This is a genomic window from Paraburkholderia sp. EG286B (genome assembly GCF_040965655.1).
Lineage (GTDB): Bacteria > Pseudomonadota > Gammaproteobacteria > Burkholderiales > Burkholderiaceae > Paraburkholderia.
Map to the genome: position 1 here is coordinate 133498 of NZ_JBFRCF010000020.1, position 22985 is coordinate 156482.

Here is a 22985-nt window from a genome sequence, read left to right on the forward strand (position 1 = left end):
GAGAGTGTCTTTTGAAAACGGGAAGAAAAAGGTGTCGCTTAAACGTTGAACAGGAAGTTCATCACGTCGCCGTCGTGCACGACATATTCCTTGCCTTCGGCGCGCATCTTGCCGGCTTCCTTCGCGCCGGATTCGCCCTTGTACTGGATGTAGTCGTCGAACGCGATGGTCTGCGCGCGGATGAAGCCGCGCTCGAAGTCGGTGTGGATCACGCCGGCGGCTTGCGGGGCCGTATCGCCGACATGGATCGTCCACGCGCGCACTTCCTTCACGCCCGCCGTGAAGTAGGTCTGCAGGCCGAGCAGCTTGAAGCCCGCGCGGATCACGCGGTCGAGGCCCGGCTCGTCCATGCCCATGTCGGCGAGGAAGGCGATCTTGTCTTCGTCTTCGAGGTCGGCGATTTCGGCTTCGATCGCGGCGCACACGGCCACGACCGGCGAGTTCTCGCCTTCAGCGTACTTGCGCACGGCTTCCAGATGCGGGTTGTTCTCGAAGCCGTCTTCCTTCACGTTCGCGACGTACATGGTCTTCTTCGCGGTGATGAGGCAGAAGGGCTTGATCAGCGCCTGCTCGTCCTCGCTCAGCGCGAGCCCGCGCACGGGCTTTGCCTGATCGAGTTGCGCGCGCACCTTTTCCAGCACGGCCACGAGCTTCGCGGCTTCCTTGTCGTTGCCCGATTTCGCGGCCTTCGAGTAGCGCGTGAGCGCCTTCTCGACGGTGGCGAGGTCGGCGAGCGCCAGTTCGGTATTGATGACTTCGATGTCGGCGAGCGGGTCGATCTTGCCCGCCACGTGGATCACGTTTTCATCTTCGAAGCAGCGCACGACGTGCGTGATCGCATCGGTTTCGCGGATGTTCGCGAGAAACTGGTTGCCGAGGCCTTCGCCCTTGCTCGCACCTGCGACCAGACCCGCGATGTCGACGAATTCGACCACGGCCGGCACGACGCGCTCGGGCTTGACGATTTCGGCGAGAGCCTTCAGGCGCTGATCCGGCACTTCTACCACGCCGACGTTGGGCTCGATCGTGCAGAACGGATAGTTTTCGGCCGCGATGCCCGCCTTGGTCAGCGCGTTGAAGAGGGTGGACTTGCCGACGTTAGGCAAGCCGACGATGCCGCATTGGAGGCTCATGTAAATCTCTGCATGTCAGGGTGGTGACGTGCGGCTCGCCGCGCGCGAAGCGCCCGGGGCCGGGCGTCTCGCGAAAGCGGGAGCGGCGGGCGGGGCGGCGCAGGTGGCACGTCGGGGGACGTGACGGGGAGTCACGAAAACCGTAATTGTAACCTCGTCCGCGTGAGGGTTAGCCGCGGGTGTCGCCGCGCCGCCGGGCCGTCTTCCTGCAACGCCTTGCTGCGCCGCAACACCGCGCCCGTCCGGGCCGGCCACACAGGCCCCCCGGCTATAATGCGCGCATGACTGCAAGCAACCAGACCTTTGATGTCGCCGTGATCGGCGGCGGGCTCGTCGGCAAGTCGGCGGCGCTCGCGCTGAGCCAGAGCGGCCTGCGCGTGGCGCTGCTCGCGCAGCCGTGCGCGCCGCTGCCCGCGGGGGCCGTGTTCGACGCGCGCGTGTACGCCTTTTCGCGCAGTTCGCAGGCGCTGTTCGAGCGGCTGCGGGTCTGGCAGGCCGCCGACGCCGCGCGCCTCACGCCCGTCTACGACATGCGCGTGTTCGGCGACGCCGCGGCGGAGCTGCACTTCTCGGCTTATCAGGCGTCGGTTGCGCAGCTGGCCTGGATTGCCGAGTCGTCGGTCGTCGAGCGCGCGCTCGACGCCGCGCTGCACTTCCAGCCCAATCTCGCGTGGATCGACACGCGTGCTGAGACGCTCGACGTGAAACCCGACGCGGCCGTGATCGGCCTCGCCAACGGCCGCACGATCGAAGCCGACCTCGCGATCGGCGCGGACGGCGCGCATTCGTGGGTGCGCGCGCAGATCGGCTCGAAGGTCGAGCGGCGCGATTACCGGCAAACCGGCGTGGTCGCCAACTTCCGGGCGGAAAAGCCACACGGCGAAACGGCCTACCAGTGGTTCCGCGAGGGCGAGATCGTCGCCTTGCTGCCGCTGCCCGATCGGCACGTGTCGCTCGTCTGGTCGGCGCAGAGCGAACATGCCGACGAACTGCTCAAGCTCGAACCGGCGCAGCTTGCCGCCGAAGTCGAGCGCGTCTCGCAAAGCCAGCTGGGCGTGCTCGAATGCGTTACGTCCGCGCGCGGCTTTCCGCTGTCGCTGCAAACCGTCGACCGGCTCGTGGCGCCGCGCGTCGCGCTGGTCGGCGACGCCGCGCATCTGATTCACCCGCTGGCAGGCCAGGGCGTCAATCTCGGCTTGCGCGACGTGGCCGCGCTCGTCGACGTGGTCACGAAGAAAGAGGCGTTTCGCGATCTCGGCGACATCGTGCTGCTGCGCCGCTACGAACGCGGCCGCCGTGAGGACATCCAGAAGCTCGTCGTCGCCACCGACGGTCTGCAGCGGCTCTTCGCGTTGCCCGGCACGCTCGCGCGTGCGGTACGCAATACGGGTATGGCGTTCGTGGGCGCGCAGCCGCTGCTCAAGCGCTGGCTCGTGGCCTCGGCGCTCGGCTAATATCAGCGGGCTCGCCTGCGCAAGCAGGCATTTCGGTGGCTTGAGGCCAGTGCGGCTTAGAATGGGCGTATTGGCCGCGCCCGCGGCGCTTACCGCTCCGGCCATTCAACGGAACTCTGCGCGCGTCGCCCCTGCGCGGCGCGCCTGAATCAGGAATGCATCCCATGCAAACGCGTATTCGATTTGCCGCGCTCGTGATCGCGGTAGCCACCTCGGCGCTCGGCTGTTCGGCCCAGGCCGACCAGACCACCGACAAGATCAGGTCGGCGCTGCAGACGCGCCTCGGCATCGACGCCAGCGATATCAAGGGCATCACCAAGGCACCCATGCCGGGCCTTTACGAGATCAATCTCGGCACGCAGATCGTCTACAGCGACGCCAGCGGTGACTACGTGCTCAACGGCGAACTCATCGACACCAAGGCGCACCGCAATCTCACCGAGGCGCGCCTGAACGAAATCAACAAGGTCGATTTCTCGAAGCTGCCGCTCGAGAACGCGGTCAAGGTCGTGAAGGGCGACGGCAAGCGCAAGATGGCCGTGTTTTCCGACCCGAACTGCCCGTATTGCCATCAGCTCGAAAGCACACTCAGGTCCATCGACAACGTGACGGTCTACACCTTCCTGTATCCGGTGCTCTCGGCGGACTCGACGGCGAAGGCCAAGCAGATCTGGTGCTCGGCCGACCGCGGCAAGGCGTGGGAATCGTGGATGGTGGACCGCAAGGCGCCTACGGCAGCCGGCACGTGCGACACGGCCGCCATCGACAGCAATCTCGCGCTCGGCCAGAAGATGAACGTGACCGGCACGCCCACCGTGATCCTCGCCGATGGCACGCGGCTGCCCGGTGCCGTCAGCGGCGACCGGCTCGAAAAGGCGCTGAGCGCCGCCCACTGAAGCAACGCCCGAACCCGCCGGCCGCTTTCGCGGCCGGTGCTTTTTTTGCCCGGCGCTTTTTGTGCGTTTTTTCCGCCGGGCATACTGAAATTGCATTGCAGCGTCTGCCGACCGAATCTCTCACCGATCCCGCCGATGAAGCCGATCCGATACACCATCGTCCCGAAGAATCCCGCCGCGCATCTGTTCGAGGTGACGCTCACCGTGGAAGACCCCGCGCCGGACGGCCAATGCTTCATGCTGCCCGTGTGGATCCCGGGCAGCTACATGGTGCGAGAGTTCGCGCGCAACATCGTCACGCTGCGCGCCTTCAACGACGCGGGCCGCAAGGTGCGCGTGACGAAGACCGACAAGCACTCGTGGCAGGCCGCGCCCGTGAAGGGCGCGCTCACGCTGCGCTACGAGGTCTACGCGTGGGACCTGTCGGTGCGCGCGGCGCATCTCGACGACACGGTGGGCTTCTTCAACGGCACGAGCGTGTTTCTCGCGGCGCTCGGCCATGAGGAGGCGCAGCACGCGGTCGATATTCAGCGTCCGGACGGGCACGCCTACCGCCACTGGCGCGTGGGCACGGCGCTCACGGAAGCGCGCGGCACCAAGCGTTACGGCTTCGGCGAGTACACGGCCACGAATTACGACGAACTGATCGATCATCCGGTCACGCTCGGCGAGTTCACGCTCGCGAGCTTCAAGGCGCACGGCGTGCCGCACGACATCGTGATCGCGGGCCGCGTGGTCGCGCTCGACACCGAGCGTCTCGCCGCCGACCTGAAGAAGATCTGTGAGGCGCAAATCGCGCTGTTCGAGCCGCGCACGAAGCGCGCGCCGATGGAGCGCTACGTGTTCATGACGCAGGCCGTGAGCGACGGTTACGGCGGCCTCGAGCATCGCGCATCGACGGCGCTGATCTGCAATCGCACCGACCTGCCGGTGAAGGGCAAGCCGGAGACGTCGGACGGCTATCGCACCTATCTCGGCCTGTGCAGCCACGAATACTTCCACACGTGGAACGTGAAGCGCATCAAGCCCGCGGCGTTCGTGCCGTACGACCTCACGCGCGAGGACTACACGTCGCTGCTGTGGCTGTTCGAGGGCTTCACGTCGTACTACGACGACCTCATGCTCGTGCGCAGCGGGCTCATTTCCGCAGACGAGTACTTCGGCCTGCTCGGCAAGACGATCGCCGGCGTGCTGCGCGGGGCGGGACGCCTGAAGCAGAGCGTCGCGGAAAGCTCGTTCGACGCATGGGTGAAGTACTACCGCCAGGACGAGAACGCGTCGAATGCGATCGTGAGCTACTACACCAAAGGCTCGCTCGTGGCGCTGTCGTTCGATCTCGCGATTCGCGCGCAGACGAACGGCCGCAAGTCGCTCGACGACGTCATGCGCCTGTTGTGGCAGCGCTATGGGCGCGACTTCTATCGCGGCAAGCCGGTGGGCGTGGGCGAGGACGATGTCGAGGCGCTGATCGCCGAGGCGACGGGCGTGGAGCTGGGCGCGCTCTTCAGCGACGCCGTGCGCGGCACGCGCGACCTGCCGCTCGCGGCGCTGTTCGAGCCGTTCGGCGTGACGCTCGAAGGGGAGCCCGAGCGCGGCGCGAAGCCGTCGCTCGGCGCGCGGCTGCGCGGCGGTGCCGAGGCGACGCTTGCCGTGGTCTACGAAGGCGGCGCGGCCCAGAAGGCGGGGCTTTCGGCGGGCGACGCGCTCGTTGCGCTCGACGGCCTGCGCGTGACGGGCTCGAATCTCGACGCGCTGCTCTCGCGCTACCAGCCGGGCACGAAGGTCGACATCCACGCGTTCCGCCGCGACGAGCTTCGCGTCGCGCGTCTGACCCTCGATGCGCCCGAAGTCGCGCGCTACAAGCTCGCCGCCTCCGACAAGCGTACGCCCGCGCGCGCATTGCGCGAGCGCTGGCTGGCGGCATAAGCCGCCGGGCGGGGCGCGGCGGCACGGGGCACCCTAAGCGGCGTGGGGTGACGGATCCCACGCCGTTTTTTCATGCCGGGGATTGTTCTATCGCTGCAACAATCCGTCGTCGGCGGACTACTTTTTCGGGGCGCGGTAAAAAAACACAATGCCTTCACTCGCGCAACGTTGCGCAACTGAGACCCGAAGGAGCCACCATGACCACGATCCTGCAAATCAATTCCGCCGCCCGCTCGCAAGGCGCCCAGTCGACGCTGCTCGTCAACGAATTGACGGCCAGGCTGCAACAATCGAATCCGGGCGCGCAAGTCGTCACGCGCAACCTGCAAGCCGATCCGCTGCCGCACCTCGACGACGCCGTGCTCGGCGCGTTCTTCACGCCGGCCGAGCAGCGCACGCCGGAGCAGCAGGCCATCGCCGCACGCAGCGAAGCGCTGATCGCGGAACTGCAGGCAGCGGACATCATCGTGATCGGTGCGCCGATGTACAACTTCGGCGTCTCGTCGCAGCTCAAGACGTACTTCGACTGGATCGCGCGCGCCGGCATCACGTTCCGCTACACCGCGAACGGTCCCGAAGGCCTCGTGAACGGCAAGAAGGTCCATGTCGTTTCGGCACGCGGCGGCAAATATCAAGGCACCGCGCACGACAGCCAGACGCCGTACCTGAAGTCGTTCCTCGGCTTCCTCGGCATGACCGACGTGAATTTCATCTTCGCCGAAGGCCTGAACATGGGCCCGGACGCGGCAAGCGCCGCGCTCGCAGGCGCGCGTGAGGCGATCGCTGCAGCGTAAAGCGCAGCACGATCGACGGCGGTAAAAACAAAAACGCCACGAGAGCGATCTCGTGGCGTTTTTTTGCGCGTCGCGCGTCGCGAGGCTCAAGCGGCTCAGGCGAGCACGAGGCCTTCCTCCGGCAAACGCCAGTCAATCGGCTGGCGGCCGTGCGCCTGCAGATAGTCGTTGGCCTGCGCGAAATGCCCGCAGCCGAGAAAGCCGCGATGCGCGGAAAGCGGCGACGGATGCGGCGCTTCGAGCACGCAATGCGAACCCGAGAGTAGCGCGCGCTTGTTCTGCGCGTGCGCGCCCCACAGCATGAACACGAGGTGCTCGTGGCGCGCGGCGAGTTGCTCGATCAGCGTGTCGGTGCAGCGCTCCCAGCCGCGCTTGGCGTGGCTCGCGGCGCTCGCGCGCTCGACGGTCAGCACCGTGTTCAGCAGCAGCACGCCCTGGCGCGCCCAGGCGTCGAGACAGCCGTGCGTCGGCGCCTGAATGCCGAGGCTCGCCGCGATCTCCTTGAAGATGTTGCGCAGCGAAGGCGGCGGGCGCACCGAGGGCGGCACCGAGAACGCCAGGCCGTGCGCCTGCGGTGTGCCGCGATCTTCGCCGTGGTACGGGTCCTGGCCGAGGATCACGACTTTCACGTCGTCGGGCGAGGTCAAGCGCAGCGCGCGGAATACGTCGGCGGGATAGACGGTCTTGCCGGCCGCCCGCTCGTCGTCGACGAAGCGGCACAGCGGCGCGTAGGCGTCGCTCGCGATGAACGGCGCGAGCAGCTCGCGCCAGGCGGCGGGCAGCGCGTCGAACTGGTCTTCGAGACGCGTGGTGTCGATGGTGGCCAGCGGCATGGCGGGTTCGTGGGGCATGGCGGGGGCGGGCATAACGGCGTGCGTGCGCTCGGGCGGCGGGAATTCGTCGGCGTCGAACAGCGAGAAGATCGTGATCTGGCGCGGGTCGATTTCGGGCAGCGGCGGCTCGTCGAGCGTGCCTTGCGCCGTGTCGGACAGAAAGTCGTCGAACAGCGAGGCCTGCACTGGCATCGCGACGCGCGGGCGTTTCGTGGAGGTCATGGGCGGCAAGTGTCGCAGCAATTGCGCGGCGATTCAATCCGGCGCGAGCGCGGCAGGGCGGCCTTTTGCGGCATCGGCGCTGATGTTGCAACTAACGGCACCTTTTTCGCGCTTTCCTCGAGTGATCGGGCGCGTTCGCGCGGCGCGCCGAGGCCGCGCCGCGTCGTCCTCAGCCTTCGCGCAGCTTGTAGCCGCGCTGGGCCTTGCTGATGTCGTCCGGCGCAAGGCCTGGCAGCGCCTGCGCGAGTTCCGCCGCGAGCGTGTGCAATGCCGCTTCGTCGCCCGACTTCAGTTCGAGTTCGATTTCGCAGATCGGCGTGCGCCGCGTTTCGCCGCTTACTTCCGCGGTGACTTCGCCCTGATCGATGGCCGCTTCCACTTGCGCGCCGTCGACTTCGAGCGTCCACAGCGTGCGCTGGAAGTCGGTGCGAAAGAGCGGGATCAGGTTCGCGGCGGCATCGGAGAGCGCCGTCGAAACACCGGCTTCATCGCATTCGTGCAGCAGCCGGTCGATTTCGAGCGCTTCGCCCGCCACCGGCATTTCCCATTCGTGCCGCGCGTGCAGCCCGTTTTGCGCCACACCCACGGTCTTGAACGTCTGCAGCCAGCCTTCGGGCGCGCGGCGCAGGCGCAGCGCGCTCTTTGCGCGCGCGAGCGCAAGCGCCGGCGTGTCGAAGTAGATGTTTTCGAGCCGGATGGCGCGACCCGGCTTGCCGGCGCGCGTCTCGAAGAGGCGCCGCGCCGCGTCCACCTGGTCGCGCGGCAGTGCGAGCTTGATTTCGCGTTCGATACCCATGATGCGCGCGATCAGAAGAACATGCGGGCGAGTTCCGCGCCCGGCTGTTCGGCGCGCATGAACGCCTCGCCCACGAGGAACGTGTGCACGGAAAGCGCGCGCATCTTCTCGACGTCCGCGCGCGAGAGAATGCCCGACTCGGTCACGACGATGCGGTCTTCGGGCACGTCGTCGAGCATGCCGATGGTCGTCTCCAGCGTCGTTTCGAACGTGCGCAGATTGCGATTGTTGATGCCGATGAGCGGCGTCTTCAGCGTGAGCGCGTGCGTGAGTTCGGCGCGGTCGTGCACTTCGACGAGCACCGCGAGACCGAGCGAATGCGCGAGCGCTTCGAGATCGCGCATTTCACCTGGCTGGAGCGCGGCGGCGATCAGCAGGATCGCGTCGGCGCCCATCGCGCGGGCTTCGACGACCTGATACGGATCGACGATGAAGTCCTTGCGCAGCACCGGCAGGTTGCACGCGTCGCGCGCGGCTTCGAGGTAAGCGGCGCTGCCCTGGAAGAACTGCACGTCGGTCAGCACGGAGAGGCAGGCCGCGCCGCCCTCGGCGTACGAGCGCGCGATTTCGGCGGGCTGGAAGTTTTCGCGCAGCACGCCCTTCGACGGACTGGCCTTCTTCACTTCGGCGATCACGGCGGCCTGGCCGTTGTCGTGCTTCGCGCGCAAGGCGCCGACGAAGTCGCGCAGGTCGCGCGTGCCCGCCTGTAGACGCAATTCTTCGAGCGGGGCGCTCTGCTCGGCGGCGCGCACTTCTTCGCGCTTGACCGCGATGATCTTTTCGAGGATGTCACTCATATGTTCGGAGGCAAAAAACGGTGCTGGATCAGCGTTTGAACTGTTGCGTGAAGCGTACCAGTTCGTCGACTTTGGCGCGCGCGCGGCCGCTGGCGAGCGTCTCGCGCGCAAGCGTGATGCCTTCTGCGATCGAGTCCACCACGTTCGCCGAGTAGAGCGCCGTGCCCGCGTTCAGGGTGACGATCTCGCGCGCGGTGCCCGCCTCGTTCGAGAGTGCGCCGAGCAGCATCGTCTTCGACTCTTCGGCGTTTTCGACCTTGAGCGACCGGTTCGAGACCATCTGCATGCCGAAGTCTTCGGGGTGAATCTCGTACTCGCGAATCTGGCCGTCCTTCAGTTCGCCGACGAGCGTGGCCGCACCGAGCGAGACTTCGTCCATGCCGTCCTTGCCGTATACGACGCACACGTGTTTTGCGCCAAGACGCTCCATCACGCGCACCTGGATGCCGACGAGGTCCGGATGAAACACCCCCATCAGCTGATTGGGCGCGCCGGCCGGATTCGTGAGCGGCCCGAGGATGTTGAAGATCGTGCGCACACCCAGTTCGCGGCGCACGGCGGCGATGTTCTTCATCGCGGGATGGTGGTTGGGAGCGAACATGAAGCCCATGCCCGTTTCGGCGATCGAGGCGGCCACCTGGTCCGGCTGCAGGTCGATGTTCACGCCGAGTGCCTCGAGCACGTCGGCGCTGCCGGACTTGCTCGAGACGCCGCGGTTGCCGTGCTTCGCGACCTTCGCGCCGGCCGCCGCGACCACGAACATCGAAGCCGTGGAGATATTGAACGTATGCGAGCCGTCGCCGCCGGTGCCGACGATGTCGATGAAGTTCGAGTTGTCCTTCACCTCGACGTGATTCGCGAACTCGCGCATCACCGTCGCGGCGGCGGTGATCTCGCCGATGGTCTCCTTCTTCACGCGCAGGCCGGTGAGGATGGCCGCCGATTGCACGGGCGAAAGCTCGCCGCGCATGATGAGGCGCATGAGGTGGAGCATCTCGTCGTGAAAAATCTCGCGATGCTCGATCGTGCGCTGAAGCGCTTCCTGCGGGGTAATCATGATGGTCGCCTCCGGGTCAAGCGCTCTTGGTTTGCTTCAGGAAATTCTCGAAGAGGGCATGGCCGTGCTCCGAGAGAATCGATTCCGGATGGAACTGCACGCCTTCCACCGCAAGCTCGCGGTGACGCACGCCCATGATTTCGCCGTCGTCGGTCCAGGCCGACACTTCGAGGCAGTCGGGCAGCGACTCGCGCTCGATGGCGAGCGAGTGATAGCGCGTGACGTTGAAGTGCTTCGGCAGGTCGGCGAACACGCCTTTGCAGTCGGTTTCGATCTGGCTCACCTTGCCGTGCATGATGGTCTTCGCGCGCACGACGCGCCCGCCGAACGCTTCGCCGATCGCCTGATGGCCGAGGCACACGCCGAGAATCGGCGTCTTGCCTGCGAATTCGCGCAGCACGTCAAGCGTGATGCCCGCGTGCTGCGGGTTGCTCGGTCCGGGCGAGAGGCAGATCCGCGCGGGGTTGAGCTTGCGGATTTCGTCGATGCTGATTTCGTCGTTGCGGTACGTGTGAACGTCTTCGCCGAGTTCGCCGAAGTACTGGACGATGTTGTAGGTAAACGAATCGTAGTTGTCGATCATGAGCAACATGGTCTTTTCTCCGCTCAGAAGTCGCTGTCGAGGCCGTCCTGCACCTGCTCGGCGGCGCGCAGCACGGCGCGCGCCTTGTTCTCGGTTTCCTGCCATTCGGATTCGGGCACCGAATCCGCAACCACGCCCGCGGCGGCCTGCACATACAGATTGCCGTTGTGGATGAGGCCGGTGCGGATCGCGATGGCCAGGTCCATCTCGCCGTTGAACGAGAGATAGCCGACCGCGCCACCGTAGAGCCCGCGCTTCACCGGCTCGAGTTCGTCGATCAGTTCCATTGCGCGAACCTTCGGCGCGCCCGAGAGCGTGCCGGCCGGGAAGGTGGCGCGCAGGACGTCGAAATTGTTCATGCCGGGCTTGAGCTTGCCTTCCACCGAACTCACGATGTGCTGCACGTGCGAGTACTTCTCGATGATCATCCTGTCGGTGACGGCCACCGAACCGATCTCGGCGATGCGGCCCACGTCGTTGCGCGCGAGGTCGATCAGCATGACGTGCTCGGCGATTTCCTTCGGGTCGTTGAGCAGTTCGGTCGCGAGTTCGGCGTCGCGCTCGGGCGTGTTGCCGCGCGGCCGCGTGCCCGCGAGCGGACGGATCGTCACGATGCGGTCCTCGCCGCGCTTTTCCTGGCGCACGAGAATTTCCGGCGACGCGCCCACCACGTGGAATTCGCCGAAGTTGTAGTAGTACATGTACGGCGACGGGTTCAGCGAGCGCAGCGCGCGGTAAAGCGACAGCGGATTGTCGCGATACGGCTTGGTGAGGCGCTGGCCCACTTGGACTTGCATCAACTCGCCCGCGGCGATGTATTCCTTCGCCTTGCGCACGGCGGCGAGGTAGTCGTCTTTCTTGAATTCGCGGAACGTTTCGGTGCGCACGCTCGCCGAGGTCACCGGCGGCTGCACCGTAGTGCGCAGGCGCTGCTTGAGTTCGCGCAGGCGGTGCTTCGCCTTGGTGTAGGCCTCGGGCGTTTGCGGATCGGCGTAGACGATGAGATACAGCTTGCCCGCGAGATTGTCGATGACCGCGACTTCTTCGGTCAGCAGCAGCTGGATGTCGGGCAGGCCGAGGTCGTCGGTCGGGCAGGTATCGGCGAGCTTCTTCTCGATGTAGCGCACCGCGTCGTAGCCGAAGTAGCCCGCGAGACCGCCGCAAAAACGCGGCAGACCCGGACGCTGCGCGACCTTGAAGCGCGCCTGGTACTGCGCGATGAATTCGAGCGGATCGCTGTCGTGTGTCTCGATCACCTGGCCGTCGCGCACGACCTCCGAAACGCCGTTGCGCGTGCGGATCAGCGAGCGCGCCGGCAGGCCGATGAACGAGTAGCGCCCGAAGCGCTCGCCGCCCACCACGGACTCCAGCAGGAAAGAATTGGCGCCGCCGCGCTCGGGCTGCGCGAGCTTCAGATACAGCGAGAGCGGCGTTTCGAGATCGGCGAGCGCTTCGGCGATCAGCGGGATGCGGTTGTAGCCCTCGTTGGCGAGGGACTGAAATTCGAGTTCGGTCATGTTCCGATCCTGTTCGTGCTGCCAATCGCGGCGGGTGCGGGCCCAGTGCGGCTCAAAACGGGGCGCGCGGTGAGCGCGAGGCGTTTGTTTTTGAGTGCTTGATGGCCGCTGGCGCTCGCTCGTGCGGCCCAGGATCGTGCTGATGAGGCAGCGCTTGCCGGGCCGGCGTGCGGTACATCGACGGAAGGTGAGGCGCAGCCGCTCGTGCCTGGCGCACCTCGCCGCGAACGGCGAAACGACACGCAAGGACCACGAAAGCCAACGGCCAGACCAGCCGACGGGTTACCGCAACAGTTTAGAGTCGAGACACGCGCGAGTGCGCAGCGAAGTAAAAAACGGTGCTGAAGGCGAACTTCAGCGAACCTCAGGTGAGGTTAGCGCGACCAGCGACGCCAGGGCCAGGCTCCCCGGTCGATCGTGCTCAGACTCCGTTTTTTATTCAGAAACATGAGGATAGTTGACGTTCAGTTGAGAACTTAAGTCAGATCATTGTGCGCTGCGACCGCCTTGGCGGCGTCGAGCAGCGAGGCAACTATACCATCCGATTCAATTTTTTGTACAGGTTGGCCGTGGTTGTAGCCATAGGGCACCGTGAGCGTGGCCATGCCGGCCGCGCGGCCCGCAATCGCATCGTTCTCCGAATCGCCGATCGCCACGGCCGCCGCGGGCTTGACGCCCAGGCGCTCGCAGGCCGTGAGCATCGGCAGCGGGTCGGGCTTCTTCTTCGCGAGGCTGTCGCCGCCGAGCACCACTTCGAAGTACTGCGCGAGGCCGTATTGCTGCAGAAGCTCGACGGCGAAGCGGTGCGGCTTGTTGGTCACGCACGCGAGCTTGATGCCCTGGTCGCGCAGCGCGGCGAGGCCCGCCTCGACGTCCGGGTACAGATGCGTGTGGCGGCCGTTGATCTTCGCGTACTCATCCTGGTAGAGCGCGAGCGCTTCATCGAAGCGCGCCTCGACGTTGTCCGCGGCAAAGCGCGGCGCGAGCACGCTGCGGATCAGGTGCTCCGAGCCCTTGCCCACGTAACCCATCACTTCCTCGCGCGTGGTTTCCTCGGCGTCGAGCTGCGCGAGCATGCCGTTCAGGCCGGCAGCGAAGTCGTCGGCGGTGTCGACCATCGTGCCGTCGAGGTCGATCAGCGCCGCTTCGATGCGCGGCGCCGTGAACTGGATGGGGGCGTTCATTTTGCGTTCGCGCTGTTGGCGACGCTGGCGAGCTGCGCGCGCATCTCGTCGATCACGGTCTTGTAGTCGGGCTTGCCGAAGATCGCCGAGCCCGCCACGAAGGTGTCCGCGCCAGCCGCCGCGATTTCGGCGATGTTGTCGACCTTCACGCCGCCGTCCACCTCGAGGTGGATTTCGCGGCCCGTACGGGCCGTGTAGGCGTCGATCTTCGCGCGCGCCTCGCGCAGCTTGTTGAGCGCCTCTGGGATGAACGACTGGCCGCCGAAGCCCGGATTCACCGACATGATCAGCACGAGATCGAGCTTGTCCATCACGTGGTCGAGGTAGTTCAGCGGCGTGGCCGGGTTGAACACGAGGCCCGCCTTGCAGCCGTGGTCGCGGATCAGCGAGAGCGTGCGGTCGATATGGTCCGAGCCTTCCGGGTGGAAGCTGATGAGGTTCGCGCCGGCCTTGGCGAAGTCGGGCACGATGCGGTCGACCGGGCGCACCATCAAATGCACGTCGATGGGCACGCTCACGTGCGGGCGGATCGCCTCGCACACCAGCGGGCCGATGGTGAGGTTCGGCACGTAATGGTTATCCATCACGTCGAAGTGGATCCAGTCGGCGCCGGCAGCGACGACGTTGCGGACTTCCTCGCCAAGACGCGCGAAGTCGGCGGAGAGGATGCTGGGGGCGATGCGGAATTGCGTCATGGCGGCAATCGGAAAACTGTCGGAAAAACCGTATTTTACCGTCAGTAGGAGAGCCTTTCGCGGCGGCCGCCGCGGGCCGCGCCGGGTTGCGGGTGCCCGTTGCATCAAGCAGAATGCCAAACCATGTGCCGCGCCTCGCGAGCGCCTTGCCGCGCGGGCGTCTCAGTCAACCGACTCAGCAGCCGCGCCTAAGCGAATGGAACAGGGATGAGCCAGTACGAATTCAGCGTGACGTCGCAGGTGCGCTACCTGCCCGAAGAATCGGACCCGGAGCGCCGGCAATATGCCTTCGCGTACACGCTGACCATTCGCAATACCGGTCAGGTGAGCGCCCAGCTGATCGCGCGCCACTGGGTGATCACCGACAGCGAAAATCACGTGCAGGAAGTGAAGGGGCTGGGCGTGGTCGGCCATCAGCCGCTTCTGAAGCCGGGCGAGCAGTTCGAGTACACGAGCTGGGCCGTGATCGCGACCCCGGTGGGCACCATGCGCGGCGAGTACTTCTGTGTGGCCGAGGACGCCGAGCGCTTCGAGGCGCCCGTGCCCGAGTTCGTGCTGCGCATGCCGCGCACGCTGCATTGAACCGCCGCGAGAAATCGGGGTCTGCTAGTCCTGACGCCGATCGTCGCGCGAGGCTTGCTTCTTCCTGCCCGACGCGGTCCACACAACGATGAAAACCAGCAGGAACAGCGCAAGGAGCGCTTCCAGACCAAACATGAGCATCGGGTATTCGTCGAGCAGTTCTGACATGGCGGCATCCATCGAGAGCCAATATTGTAGGCGTGATTTTGACGTCGATTCCGGTCTCGATACCCCGGTGATGCCGGGATTCACAAAGGTGCGATATTGCGTGCGGTCTGCGCTTCGACGTGGGGGAAGCCGCCTGGGCTTGCGGTTAGGCGGCTGGTTGGGCGCGGCTTCGCTGGCGGCTTTGCTTGCGGCATGCGGCGGCCCGGGCTACGTGCACAACGTGCCGCCCAAAGGCACGCCCACGCTGCCCTCGCAGCTCGCCGCGCAACGCCTCACGGCGGTCGCCTGGCAGCAGGTGCCGGGCTGGCAGGACGACTCGCTGATCGGCGTGACCGCGGCGCTGCGCGCGAACTGCACGCGCCTCGCGCGCGATCCTCGCTGGCAGCGCGCGTGCTCGGCGGCCACGCAGCTCGACGACCTGGACGCCTCGAGCGCACGTGCATTCTTCGAAACGTATTTCACGCCCTATCAGTTTGCCAACAACGACGGCACGCTCGACGGCCTCGTGACCGGCTACTACGAACCGCTGCTGCACGGTTCGCGCACGCGTCACGGCATCTATCAGACCGCGCTGTACCGCTGGCCATCCGGCTATCGTCCGGGGGGCGCGCTGCCGCCGCGCGCGCAGCTCGAACGTTCGGGCGCGCTCAACGGTAACGAACTCGTGTGGGTGGACGATCCGATCGAAGCGTTCTTCCTGCAGGTGCAGGGCTCAGGGCGCGTCGTGATGGAAGACGGCAGCGTGATGCGGGTGGGCTTCGGCGGCACCAACAACCAGCCGTACAAGTCGATCGGACGGTGGCTGCTCGACCACGGTGAACTCACGCCCGCGCAGGCGACCATGCAGGGCATCAAGGCATGGGCGCGCGCGAACCCGACGCGCGTAGACGCGCTCCTCGACACCAATCCGCGCTTCGTGTTCTTCCGCGAGATGGGAGGCTCCGAGGGCGACGCGCAGGGCGGCGCGGACGGCCCGATCGGCGCGCTCGGCGTGCCGCTCACGCCGGAACGCTCGATTGCCGTCGATCCGTCGTCGATTCCGCTTGGCACGCCAGTGTTTCTCCAGACCACGCGCCCGCTCACGAATACGCCGCTCAACCGGCTCGTGTTCGCGCAAGACACGGGCACGGCGATCAAGGGCGGCGTGCGCGCCGACTACTTCTGGGGCCTCGGCGACGACGCCGGCGATCTGGCCGGCAAGATGAAGCAGGGCGGCCGCATGTGGCTGCTGTTCCCGAACTCGTGATCGCGGTGGCGCTTGCGCTGCACACGAGAAGCGAAAAAGCCGGCGTTCGCCGGCTTTTTCTTTTACTGCGCGTTGCGGGCCGCGCTTACTTCGGCCGCTTGTCGATGACTCGCCGGGCCTTGCCCACCGAGCGCTCGATGCCGTTCACTTCGAGCACGTTCACCTTGCACGTCACGCCGATCAGCGCCTTGATGTCGTAAGCGAGCGCCTTGCTGGCCGCGTCGAGCGCGCCGTAGTCGGGCGCGGTTTCCGGGCACGGTTCGCAGTTGAGCGACATCACGTCCATCGGACCTTCCTTCGTCAGGATGATCTGATAGTGCGGTGCGAGCGCCGGCTGCTTGAGCAGCAGTTCCTCGATTTGCGTGGGGAACACGTTCACGCCGCGGATGATCAACATGTCGTCCGAGCGGCCCGTGATCTTTTCCATGCGGCGCATGGTGCGCGCCGTACCGGGCAACAGACGCGTGAGGTCGCGCGTGCGGTAACGGACGATGGGCAGCGCTTCCTTCGTGAGCGAGGTGAAGACGAGCTCGCCCAGTTCGCCGTCGGGCAGCACTTCGCCGGTTTCCGGGTCGATGATTTCGGGGTAGAAGTGGTCTTCCCAGATCGTTGGGCCGTCTTTCGTCTCCGCGCATTCCGAGGCGACGCCCGGGCCCATCACTTCCGAAAGACCGTAGATGTCGACGGCCGTGATGCCCATGCGCTGCTCGATGGCCTTACGCATGTCGTTGGTCCACGGCTCCGCGCCGAAGATGCCGATGCGCAGCGAGCAGGTGGCGGGGTCGATGCCCTGGCGCTCCATTTCGTCGGCGATCGCGAGCATGTAGCTCGGCGTGACCATGATGATGTCGGGGCGGAAGTCCTGGATCAGCTGGACCTGCTTCTCGGTCTGGCCGCCGCCGAACGGAATGACGGTGAGACCCGCACGTTCCGCGCCGTAGTGCGCGCCAAGGCCGCCCGTAAAGAGTCCGTAGCCGTAGCTGATGTGCACCTTGTCGCCGCGCTTCGCGCCGGCAGCGCGCACCGAACGCGCGACGAGGTTCGCCCAGGTGTCGATGTCGCGTGCCGTGTAGGCCACCACGGTCGGCTTGCCCGTCGTGCCCGACGACGCATGGATACGCGAAATCTGGTCTTGCGGCACCGCGAACATGCCGAACGGATAGTTGTCGCGCAGATCCTTCTTCGTGGTGAACGGGAAGCGCGCGAGATCGGCGAGCGACTGCACCTGGGACGGATGCACCCCGGCTTCGTCGAATTTGCGGCGATAGACCGGCGAATTCTCGTAAGCGTGGTTCAGCGACCATTTCAGGCGCTCGAGCTGCAGCGCAGCAAGCTCGTCGCGGCTCGCCTTTTCGATGGGTTCGAGCGGCAGCGTGGTACTCATGGGTGTCTCCTGGATCTTAAGAACTTTACTCGTGACGCGTAGGGAATCGAGAGGGGGAAACCCGCTTCACGTTGCGACTGGAATGACATTGCCGCGAATCTGCGCGGACTTGCCTCGGAAAAGCGCGACGGTTTCGCCTGCCCGGTTTGTCACGCGGATGTCGTAGACCCCGTTGCGTCCCGATAGCACCTGTTCGACGGCTTCGGCGGTCAACACCTCGTCGCGCAGGACCGGACGCAGGAACTCGATCGAGCAGCCGGCCGCGACGGTGTTGATGTTGTACGAATTGCACGCGAAGGCGAACGCCGAATCCGCGAGCGAGAAAATCATCCCGCCGTGGCAGGTCTGATGGCCGTTGAGGAACTCGGGCCGCACGGCCATGGAGAGGCGCGCGTAGCCGGCGCGCACTTCGAGGAGCTCCATGCCGAGCGCGCGCGTGCAGCCGTCGGCTTCGTACATCGCCTGCGCGGCCGCGCGAGCGAGTTCGTCGGGCGACAGGCTGTCGTCCTCTGGCAGTTGCGAGACTTGCGTGGACATCTCAGCGGCCCTCGAAGTGCGGTGCGCGTTTTTCGATGAAGGCTTGCACGCCTTCTGCGTAGTCGTGCGACGCGCCGAGTTCGCGCTGCAGGTCGCGTTCGAGATCGAGTTGCTGGTCGAGCGTGTTCGTGGCCGATGCGCGCAGCGCCTCGCGCGTGGCGACGAGGGCGCGCGTGGGTTGCTGCGCGAGGCGTGCGGCGAGCGCGCCGGCCGTTTGCGCGAGATCCGCGTCGTCGGTCACTTGCCAGACGACGCCCCAGCTTTCCGCCCTTTCCGCGCTGAGCTTTTCGCCGGTCATGGCGAGTCCGAGCGCGCGCGCCATGCCCACGCGTTTGGGCAGGAACCACGTGCCGCCGGAATCGGGCACGAGGCCGATCTTCACGAACGCCTGGATGAAGCTTGCCGAGCGTGCGGCGAGCACGAGGTCGCAGGCGAGGGCGAGATTGGCGCCCGCGCCGGCCGCGGTGCCGTTGACGGCGGCGATCACGGGCATCGGCAGCGCCTGCAGACGCTTGATCAGCGGATTGAAATGCTCATCGATGAGGTCGCCGAGATCGGTCATCGCGCCCGGCGTGAAGTCGAGATCGGCGAGATCCTGGCCCGCGCAGAAGCCGCGGCCCGCGCCCGTCAGCACAAGGGCGCGCGCGCCGGCTGCGGCGACCTCGTCGAGCGCGGCGACGAGCTCGCGGTGCATGGCGCGCGTGAAGCTGTTGAGCTTGTCCGGGCGGTTCAGCGTGATCGTAGCCACGCGGGTGGATGCGTCGATTTCGACGCGGATCGCATCGTAGGGCATCGGTTGTCTCCTTGTCGACCAGAGTTAGCGCTTCAGCGCTTACTCTGGTCCCATGCAAAGCTGCCTGAGACCGCCGAACGTATCGCCCGGCGGCCGGTCGATACTGCGCGCGTTATGCCTCGATGCGTTCGATCGCGAGGGCGATGCCCTGGCCGACGCCGATGCACATCGTACAAAGTGCGAAGCGTCCGTTCGTGCGCTCGAGCTGATGGAGCGCCGTCGTGACGAGACGTGCGCCCGAAGCGCCGAGCGGGTGGCCCAACGCAATCGCGCCGCCATTCGGGTTCACGCGCGGATCGTCGTCGGCAACGCCGAGTGCGCGCAGCACGGCGAGACCTTGCGAGGCGAACGCCTCGTTGAGTTCGATCACGTCGAACTGATCCAGCGTCATGCCGAATTGCTTGAGCAGCTTTTGCGTAGCGGGCGCCGGGCCGATGCCCATGATGCGCGGCGCCACGCCGGCGGTCGCCATGCCCAGCACGCGCGCGCGGCGACGCAGGCCAAACTGTTTGGCGGCCTCCTCGTTGGCGAGCAGCAGGGCGCAGGCGCCGTCGTTGACGCCCGAGGCGTTGCCCGCCGTGACCGTGCCGTCCGGCTTCACGACGCCCTTGAGCTTGCCGAGCGATTCGAGCGAAGTCTCGCGCGGGTGCTCGTCGAGCGTCACGCGCACGGGGTCACCCTTCTTTTGCGCGATCTCGACCGCGACGATTTCCTGGGCAAGCGTGCCGTCCTTCTGCGCGCGGGCCGCTTTCTGCTGGCTGCGCAGCGCGAACGCGTCCTGATCCGCGCGATTGATGCTGAATTCTTCCGCGACGTTTTCGGCCGTCTCCGGCATCGAATCGACACCGTATTGCTGCTTCATCAGCTTGTTGACGAAACGCCAGCCGATGGTCGTGTCGTAGATGGCCGCTTCACGCGAAAACGCCGAAGCCGCCTTGCCCATGACGAACGGCGCGCGCGTCATGCTTTCCACGCCGCCCGCGATCATGAGGCGCGCTTCGCCCGCCTTGATCGCGCGCGCCGCGCTGCCGACGGCGTCGAGGCCCGAACCGCACAGGCGGTTGAGCGTGCCGCCCGGCGCGTCGGTCGGCAGGCCCGCGAGCAGCGCGGCCATGCGCGCGACGTTGCGGTTGTCTTCGCCGGCCTGGTTGGCGCAGCCGTAGAGCACGTCGTCGAGCGCGCTCCAGTCCACGCCGGGATTGCGCTCGACGAGCGCGCGGATCGGCACCGCGGCGAGGTCGTCCGCGCGGACGTCCTTGAGGGCGCCGCCGTAGCGGCCGAACGGGGTGCGAATCGCGTCGCAGATATAGGCTTCGGTCATCTCGGATTCCTGGGGGCGCGAGCGCAGAAGTGCGCTCACGCCTTGCATGCTAGAGGGATGGACAATCGGGCGCCATTTGGCTGAGCGGTGTGGGCCGATCAGCTGGCGACGGCGGGGGCCGCTTTCGGTTCGACGTGAACGCGGCTCTGAACCACGCGGAAGCGGTTCGCGACAAAGGCGGCGTCGGCGAGCGCGGCGTTCGCCGCGGGGTTCGCGCCGGTGCCGTGGAAGTCCGAGAATGCAGCCGACTGGTTCACGAACACGCCGCCCGTGAGGTTGATCGAGAGCGCCACGCCACCGGTGATGGCGGCTTCGTGCGCGGCTTCGATCACGGCGTCGTCCGTGCTGTAGACGGAAAGCGTGAGCGCGCCGTGGTCGCGTGCGGTCTCGCCGGCCAGCTTGAGCGATTGCGCAGTCGAATCCGTGGCGATCACGAACGAGATCGGGCCGAACCATTCGCGCGTGAACTGGGCGGCGTCGCGGGCTGCGTCGAGCGAAAGCACGAGCGGCGTGCGCACACGTGCGCCGGCGAACTGCGGGTGTTCGAGCGTCTGGCTGTCGGCGAGCACGGTGCCGAGCTTGCGGGCTTCGTCGATGCGAGCCGTCACGCCTTCGTTCTGGATCGCGCCGAGCACTTCGACGGCGCGCGCCGGATCGGCGACGAACTTCTGCACGGCGCCGGCAATCGCCTGGGCGACGGCCTCGAAGCTCGCCCGGCCTTCAGCGGTGCGGATGCCGTCGCGCGGCACATAGATGTTCTGCGGGGCCGTGCACATCTGGCCCGAGTAAAGGGAGAGCGAGAACGCGATGTTGCGGGCGACGGCCTTCAGGTCGTCCGCCGAGTCGATCACGATCTGGTTCACGCCGGCCTTTTCCGTGTAGACCTGCGCCTGATGCGCATTGCGCTCGAGCCAGTCGCCGTTTTGCGTGCTGCCCGTGAAGTCGATCAGCTTGATCTCGGGGCGCAGTGCGAGCTGCTGCACGAGTGCGCCGTCGTTGGGGGCGGTGGCGAGCAGCGTCACGACGTTCGGATCGAAGCCGGCTTCGCGCAGCACGTCGCGCGCAATGCGCACGGTGATCGCGAGCGGCAGGATCGCGCCCGGGTGCGGCTTGACGATGACCGTGTTGCCCGTCGCCAGATCGGCGAAAAGGCCGGGGTAGCCGTTCCAGGTCGGGAACGTGCAGCAGCCGAGCACGAGGCCGGTGCCGCGCGGCACGATGGCGAAGCGCTTTTGCATCGCGAGGGGCGGGTTCTTGCCCTGCGGCTTTTCCCAGTGCGCGTCGGCGGGAATGCGGCGCAGCTGGTCGTAGGCGTAGGCGACGGCTTCGAGCGCGCGGTCCTGCGCGTGCGGGCCGCCGGCCTGAAAGGCCATCATGAACGCCTGGCCGGTCGTGTGCATCACGCTGAAGGCGATCTCGAAGCTCGCGCGATTCAGACGCTCGAGGATCTCGAGGCTCACGCCTGCCCACGCCTGCGGGCCGGCGGCGCGCCAGTCGCGCTGAGCCTGCTGCGCAGCTTCGATCAACTGGTCGGGCGTCGATTTCGGATAGCGCGCGCCGAGCGCGAAGCCGAACGGTGAGGCCTCGCTGCCGACGGTTTCGCCCGTCGACGGCTGGTCGAGTTCGAAGGCGCGATCCAGGTGGGCCTTGAACGCGGCTTCGCCATCTGCGCTAGCGGTTTCCCCGTACACTTTGGGGCTGGGCATTTCGGCGAACGGGCTCCAGTAGCCGCGGGTCTCGATGGCGGCAAGCGCTTTTTGAAGCGCGCCCTCATGCTTGGCAAACAGCGAATGTGTCATGGCTCAACATTGATTGAGAGGTTGGACAGGGCCCGTGCCAATTAATTGACCGACCGGTTGGTTGGCCAATGTTAGCATTAGTCAAAGTTCGGCGTAAAAAATTTTTTTGGGGACTTTCTTTTGATGGAAGGAGGAGTTATGGGGTACGAAAACATCCTGGTCGAGACGCGTGGCAAGGTCGGACTGATCGCGCTGAACCGGCCAAAGGCGCTCAACGCGCTAAACGATGCGCTCATGGACGAACTGGGCGCGGCACTCAAGGCGTTCGACGCCGATGAGGGCGTTGGTGCGATCGTCATCACCGGTAGCGAAAAGGCGTTCGCCGCGGGCGCCGACATCGGGATGATGGCGAGCTACACCTTCATGGATGTGTACAAAGGCGACTACATCACGCGCAACTGGGAAACGATCCGCTCGATTCGCAAGCCGATCATCGCGGCGGTCGCGGGCTTCGCGCTCGGTGGTGGCTGCGAATTGGCCATGATGTGCGACATGATCTTCGCCGCCGATACGGCGAAGTTCGGCCAGCCCGAGATCAAGCTGGGCGTGATTCCGGGTGCGGGCGGCACGCAGCGTCTGCCGCGCGCGGTGTCGAAAGCGAAGGCGATGGACCTGTGCCTGACCGCGCGGATGATGGGCGCGGAAGAGGCGGAGCGCGCCGGCCTCGTATCGCGGGTGATTCCCGCGGCAGAGTTGCTGAACGAAACGCTGGCCGCCGCGGCGACCATCTGCGAATTTTCGTTGCCCGCGGTGATGATGGCGAAGGAGTCCGTGAATCGCGCTTACGAGACGACGCTGGCTGAAGGCGTGCACTTCGAGCGCCGCCTGTTCCATTCGCTCTTCGCTTCGGAAGATCAGAAGGAAGGGATGGCGGCCTTCGTCGAGAAGCGCAAGCCCGCGTTCAAGAACAAGTAATTGGCTGGGAGATTCGATCGCCGGGAACGGCGATCGAAATTATTTTCGCCACCCCCTTGCACAGCGCCGGCGGGGGCGCTAAGATTCGCCCCCTTCGCAGTTCGATGTCTCTGACGTCAGGGCAGCGAAGGCCGCCGCGGAAACCGGCGGACGCAGGAGTCGGCAGCTTTTTTAAGCGGTGAGCGAAAAAAAGGGGTTGACGAAGCGAAAAGGATTCTTCATAATCTCGTTTCTCTGCTGCTGACGCAGCAACGCAGAAAGAAGCCGGTAGTTGAGCAGTTTTAACGGCGCTTTCGCGATCGATCTTTAAAAATTTACAGCCGATAAGTGTGGGCGCTTGATGCGGTGGCGAC

At 66.0% G+C, this 22985-nt stretch carries 22 protein-coding genes; 7 read left to right on the forward strand and 15 right to left on the reverse strand.

The genetic code is table 11. From position 1 onward, the window contains the following. Positions 1-38 precede the first annotated feature (38 nt). Entirely contained in the window at positions 39-1133 is a 1095-nt protein-coding gene (ychF, locus tag AB4Y42_RS33455) for a redox-regulated ATPase YchF (protein ID WP_368691489.1), read from the reverse strand. Between the two features lie 281 nt (positions 1134-1414). On the opposite strand from ychF, the gene AB4Y42_RS33460 reads away from it, so the two are divergent. From AB4Y42_RS33460 to AB4Y42_RS33475, 4 genes are all read left to right on the forward strand, one after another. Next, a complete protein-coding gene (locus AB4Y42_RS33460) occupies positions 1415-2587 on the forward strand; it encodes a UbiH/UbiF family hydroxylase (protein WP_368696519.1) in 1173 nt (390 codons plus the stop codon). 164 nt (positions 2588-2751) lie between these two features. Next, positions 2752-3483, forward strand: a complete 732-nt coding sequence (locus AB4Y42_RS33465; protein WP_368691491.1) for a DsbC family protein — start codon at positions 2752-2754, stop codon at positions 3481-3483. Between the two features lie 135 nt (positions 3484-3618). Next, positions 3619-5409 carry a M61 family metallopeptidase gene (locus AB4Y42_RS33470; RefSeq protein ID WP_368696520.1) on the forward strand — a complete coding sequence of 597 codons (1791 nt, stop codon included), beginning with the start codon at positions 3619-3621 and terminating at the stop codon, positions 5407-5409. Positions 5410-5606: 197 nt separating this feature from the next. Further along, a complete protein-coding gene (locus AB4Y42_RS33475; protein WP_069269174.1) occupies positions 5607-6203 on the forward strand; it encodes an FMN-dependent NADH-azoreductase in 597 nt (198 codons plus the stop codon). 95 nt (positions 6204-6298) lie between these two features. On the opposite strand, the gene AB4Y42_RS33480 is transcribed toward AB4Y42_RS33475, so the two are convergent. The 8 genes from AB4Y42_RS33480 to rpe all read right to left on the reverse strand — a co-directional run bounded on the left by AB4Y42_RS33480 (position 6299) and on the right by rpe (position 13887). Next, positions 6299-7258 carry a uracil-DNA glycosylase gene (locus tag AB4Y42_RS33480; protein WP_368696521.1) on the reverse strand — a complete coding sequence of 320 codons (960 nt, stop codon included), beginning with the start codon at positions 7256-7258 and terminating at the stop codon, positions 6299-6301. Positions 7259-7427: 169 nt separating this feature from the next. Beyond that, complete coding sequence (locus AB4Y42_RS33485; protein WP_368691494.1) at positions 7428-8054, reverse strand: CYTH domain-containing protein; 627 nt, start codon at positions 8052-8054, stop codon at positions 7428-7430. An 11-nt stretch (positions 8055-8065) separates the two neighbouring features. Continuing rightward, positions 8066-8851: an indole-3-glycerol phosphate synthase TrpC gene (gene trpC, locus AB4Y42_RS33490; RefSeq protein WP_368691495.1), complete on the reverse strand. Its 786-nt coding sequence runs from the start codon at positions 8849-8851 to the stop codon at positions 8066-8068. A 28-nt stretch (positions 8852-8879) separates the two neighbouring features. Then, the gene (trpD, locus tag AB4Y42_RS33495) at positions 8880-9911 is read right to left on the reverse strand and encodes an anthranilate phosphoribosyltransferase (protein WP_324151377.1); all 1032 of its coding nucleotides are present in this window, start codon (positions 9909-9911) and stop codon (positions 8880-8882) included. A 13-nt stretch (positions 9912-9924) separates the two neighbouring features. Next, entirely contained in the window at positions 9925-10500 is a 576-nt protein-coding gene (locus tag AB4Y42_RS33500) for an aminodeoxychorismate/anthranilate synthase component II (RefSeq protein ID WP_324151375.1), read from the reverse strand. A gap of 14 nt (positions 10501-10514) precedes the next feature. Beyond that, a complete protein-coding gene (gene trpE, locus AB4Y42_RS33505) occupies positions 10515-12008 on the reverse strand; it encodes an anthranilate synthase component I (RefSeq protein ID WP_368696522.1) in 1494 nt (497 codons plus the stop codon). 476 nt (positions 12009-12484) lie between these two features. Then, a complete protein-coding gene (locus tag AB4Y42_RS33510) occupies positions 12485-13192 on the reverse strand; it encodes a phosphoglycolate phosphatase (RefSeq protein WP_368696523.1) in 708 nt (235 codons plus the stop codon). Next, complete coding sequence (gene rpe / locus AB4Y42_RS33515) at positions 13189-13887, reverse strand: ribulose-phosphate 3-epimerase (protein ID WP_368691498.1); 699 nt, start codon at positions 13885-13887, stop codon at positions 13189-13191. The genes AB4Y42_RS33510 and rpe overlap by 4 nt, the downstream gene beginning before the upstream one ends. A 207-nt stretch (positions 13888-14094) precedes the next feature. Between rpe and apaG the strand changes: the two genes are divergently transcribed. Beyond that, positions 14095-14469 carry a Co2+/Mg2+ efflux protein ApaG gene (gene apaG, locus AB4Y42_RS33520; protein ID WP_028208771.1) on the forward strand — a complete coding sequence of 125 codons (375 nt, stop codon included), beginning with the start codon at positions 14095-14097 and terminating at the stop codon, positions 14467-14469. Positions 14470-14557: 88 nt separating this feature from the next. Beyond that, the gene (locus AB4Y42_RS33525) at positions 14558-15883 is read left to right on the forward strand and encodes a murein transglycosylase A (protein WP_368696524.1); all 1326 of its coding nucleotides are present in this window, start codon (positions 14558-14560) and stop codon (positions 15881-15883) included. Between the two features lie 85 nt (positions 15884-15968). Here the strand turns inward: AB4Y42_RS33525 and paaK are convergent, their stop codons facing one another. The 5 genes from paaK to paaN all read right to left on the reverse strand — a co-directional run bounded on the left by paaK (position 15969) and on the right by paaN (position 21717). Then, positions 15969-17267, reverse strand: a complete 1299-nt coding sequence (gene paaK / locus AB4Y42_RS33530; RefSeq protein ID WP_368696525.1) for a phenylacetate--CoA ligase PaaK — start codon at positions 17265-17267, stop codon at positions 15969-15971. 66 nt (positions 17268-17333) lie between these two features. Beyond that, the gene (gene paaI / locus AB4Y42_RS33535; RefSeq protein ID WP_368692947.1) at positions 17334-17804 is read right to left on the reverse strand and encodes a hydroxyphenylacetyl-CoA thioesterase PaaI; all 471 of its coding nucleotides are present in this window, start codon (positions 17802-17804) and stop codon (positions 17334-17336) included. A gap of 1 nt (position 17805) precedes the next feature. Continuing rightward, positions 17806-18597: a 2-(1,2-epoxy-1,2-dihydrophenyl)acetyl-CoA isomerase PaaG gene (gene paaG / locus AB4Y42_RS33540; protein ID WP_368696526.1), complete on the reverse strand. Its 792-nt coding sequence runs from the start codon at positions 18595-18597 to the stop codon at positions 17806-17808. Between the two features lie 112 nt (positions 18598-18709). Beyond that, positions 18710-19918: a 3-oxoadipyl-CoA thiolase gene (gene pcaF, locus AB4Y42_RS33545; protein ID WP_368696527.1), complete on the reverse strand. Its 1209-nt coding sequence runs from the start codon at positions 19916-19918 to the stop codon at positions 18710-18712. Between the two features lie 98 nt (positions 19919-20016). Beyond that, positions 20017-21717, reverse strand: coding sequence for a phenylacetic acid degradation protein PaaN (paaN, locus tag AB4Y42_RS33550; protein WP_368696528.1), 1701 nt, complete (start codon positions 21715-21717; stop codon positions 20017-20019). A 138-nt stretch (positions 21718-21855) separates the two neighbouring features. On the opposite strand from paaN, the gene AB4Y42_RS33555 reads away from it, so the two are divergent. Further along, positions 21856-22632 (forward strand): enoyl-CoA hydratase, encoded by a 777-nt coding sequence (locus tag AB4Y42_RS33555; RefSeq protein ID WP_368692951.1) that lies wholly within the window; start codon positions 21856-21858, stop codon positions 22630-22632. Here the strand turns inward: AB4Y42_RS33555 and AB4Y42_RS33560 are convergent. Further along, a partial coding sequence (locus tag AB4Y42_RS33560) for a hypothetical protein (RefSeq protein ID WP_368696529.1) occupies positions 22619-22985 on the reverse strand: 367 nt, incomplete at its 5' end. The genes AB4Y42_RS33555 and AB4Y42_RS33560 overlap by 14 nt on opposite strands.

Bases quoted from the DNA above. Each gene is read 5' to 3' on its own strand.
- trpE (WP_368696522.1), bottom strand. From the start codon at position 12,008: ATGACCGAACTCGAATTTCAGTCCCTCGCCAACGAGGGCTACAACCGC.
- ychF (WP_368691489.1), bottom strand. From the start codon at position 1,133: ATGAGCCTCCAATGCGGCATCGTCGGCTTGCCTAACGTCGGCAAGTCC.
- AB4Y42_RS33465 (WP_368691491.1), top strand. From the start codon at position 2,752: ATGCAAACGCGTATTCGATTTGCCGCGCTCGTGATCGCGGTAGCCACC.
- trpC (WP_368691495.1), bottom strand. From the start codon at position 8,851: ATGAGTGACATCCTCGAAAAGATCATCGCGGTCAAGCGCGAAGAAGTG.
- AB4Y42_RS33500 (WP_324151375.1), bottom strand. From the start codon at position 10,500: ATGTTGCTCATGATCGACAACTACGATTCGTTTACCTACAACATCGTC.
- AB4Y42_RS33470 (WP_368696520.1), top strand. From the start codon at position 3,619: ATGAAGCCGATCCGATACACCATCGTCCCGAAGAATCCCGCCGCGCAT.
- AB4Y42_RS33480 (WP_368696521.1), bottom strand. From the start codon at position 7,258: ATGACCTCCACGAAACGCCCGCGCGTCGCGATGCCAGTGCAGGCCTCG.
- apaG (WP_028208771.1), top strand. From the start codon at position 14,095: ATGAGCCAGTACGAATTCAGCGTGACGTCGCAGGTGCGCTACCTGCCC.
- AB4Y42_RS33555 (WP_368692951.1), top strand. From the start codon at position 21,856: ATGGGGTACGAAAACATCCTGGTCGAGACGCGTGGCAAGGTCGGACTG.
- paaI (WP_368692947.1), bottom strand. From the start codon at position 17,804: ATGTCCACGCAAGTCTCGCAACTGCCAGAGGACGACAGCCTGTCGCCC.
- AB4Y42_RS33460 (WP_368696519.1), top strand. From the start codon at position 1,415: ATGACTGCAAGCAACCAGACCTTTGATGTCGCCGTGATCGGCGGCGGG.
- rpe (WP_368691498.1), bottom strand. From the start codon at position 13,887: ATGACGCAATTCCGCATCGCCCCCAGCATCCTCTCCGCCGACTTCGCG.
- AB4Y42_RS33525 (WP_368696524.1), top strand. From the start codon at position 14,558: ATGAAAACCAGCAGGAACAGCGCAAGGAGCGCTTCCAGACCAAACATG.
- paaK (WP_368696525.1), bottom strand. From the start codon at position 17,267: ATGAGTACCACGCTGCCGCTCGAACCCATCGAAAAGGCGAGCCGCGAC.
- paaN (WP_368696528.1), bottom strand. From the start codon at position 21,717: ATGACACATTCGCTGTTTGCCAAGCATGAGGGCGCGCTTCAAAAAGCG.
- paaG (WP_368696526.1), bottom strand. From the start codon at position 18,597: ATGCCCTACGATGCGATCCGCGTCGAAATCGACGCATCCACCCGCGTG.
- AB4Y42_RS33475 (WP_069269174.1), top strand. From the start codon at position 5,607: ATGACCACGATCCTGCAAATCAATTCCGCCGCCCGCTCGCAAGGCGCC.
- AB4Y42_RS33510 (WP_368696523.1), bottom strand. From the start codon at position 13,192: ATGAACGCCCCCATCCAGTTCACGGCGCCGCGCATCGAAGCGGCGCTG.
- AB4Y42_RS33485 (WP_368691494.1), bottom strand. From the start codon at position 8,054: ATGGGTATCGAACGCGAAATCAAGCTCGCACTGCCGCGCGACCAGGTG.
- pcaF (WP_368696527.1), bottom strand. From the start codon at position 19,918: ATGACCGAAGCCTATATCTGCGACGCGATTCGCACCCCGTTCGGCCGC.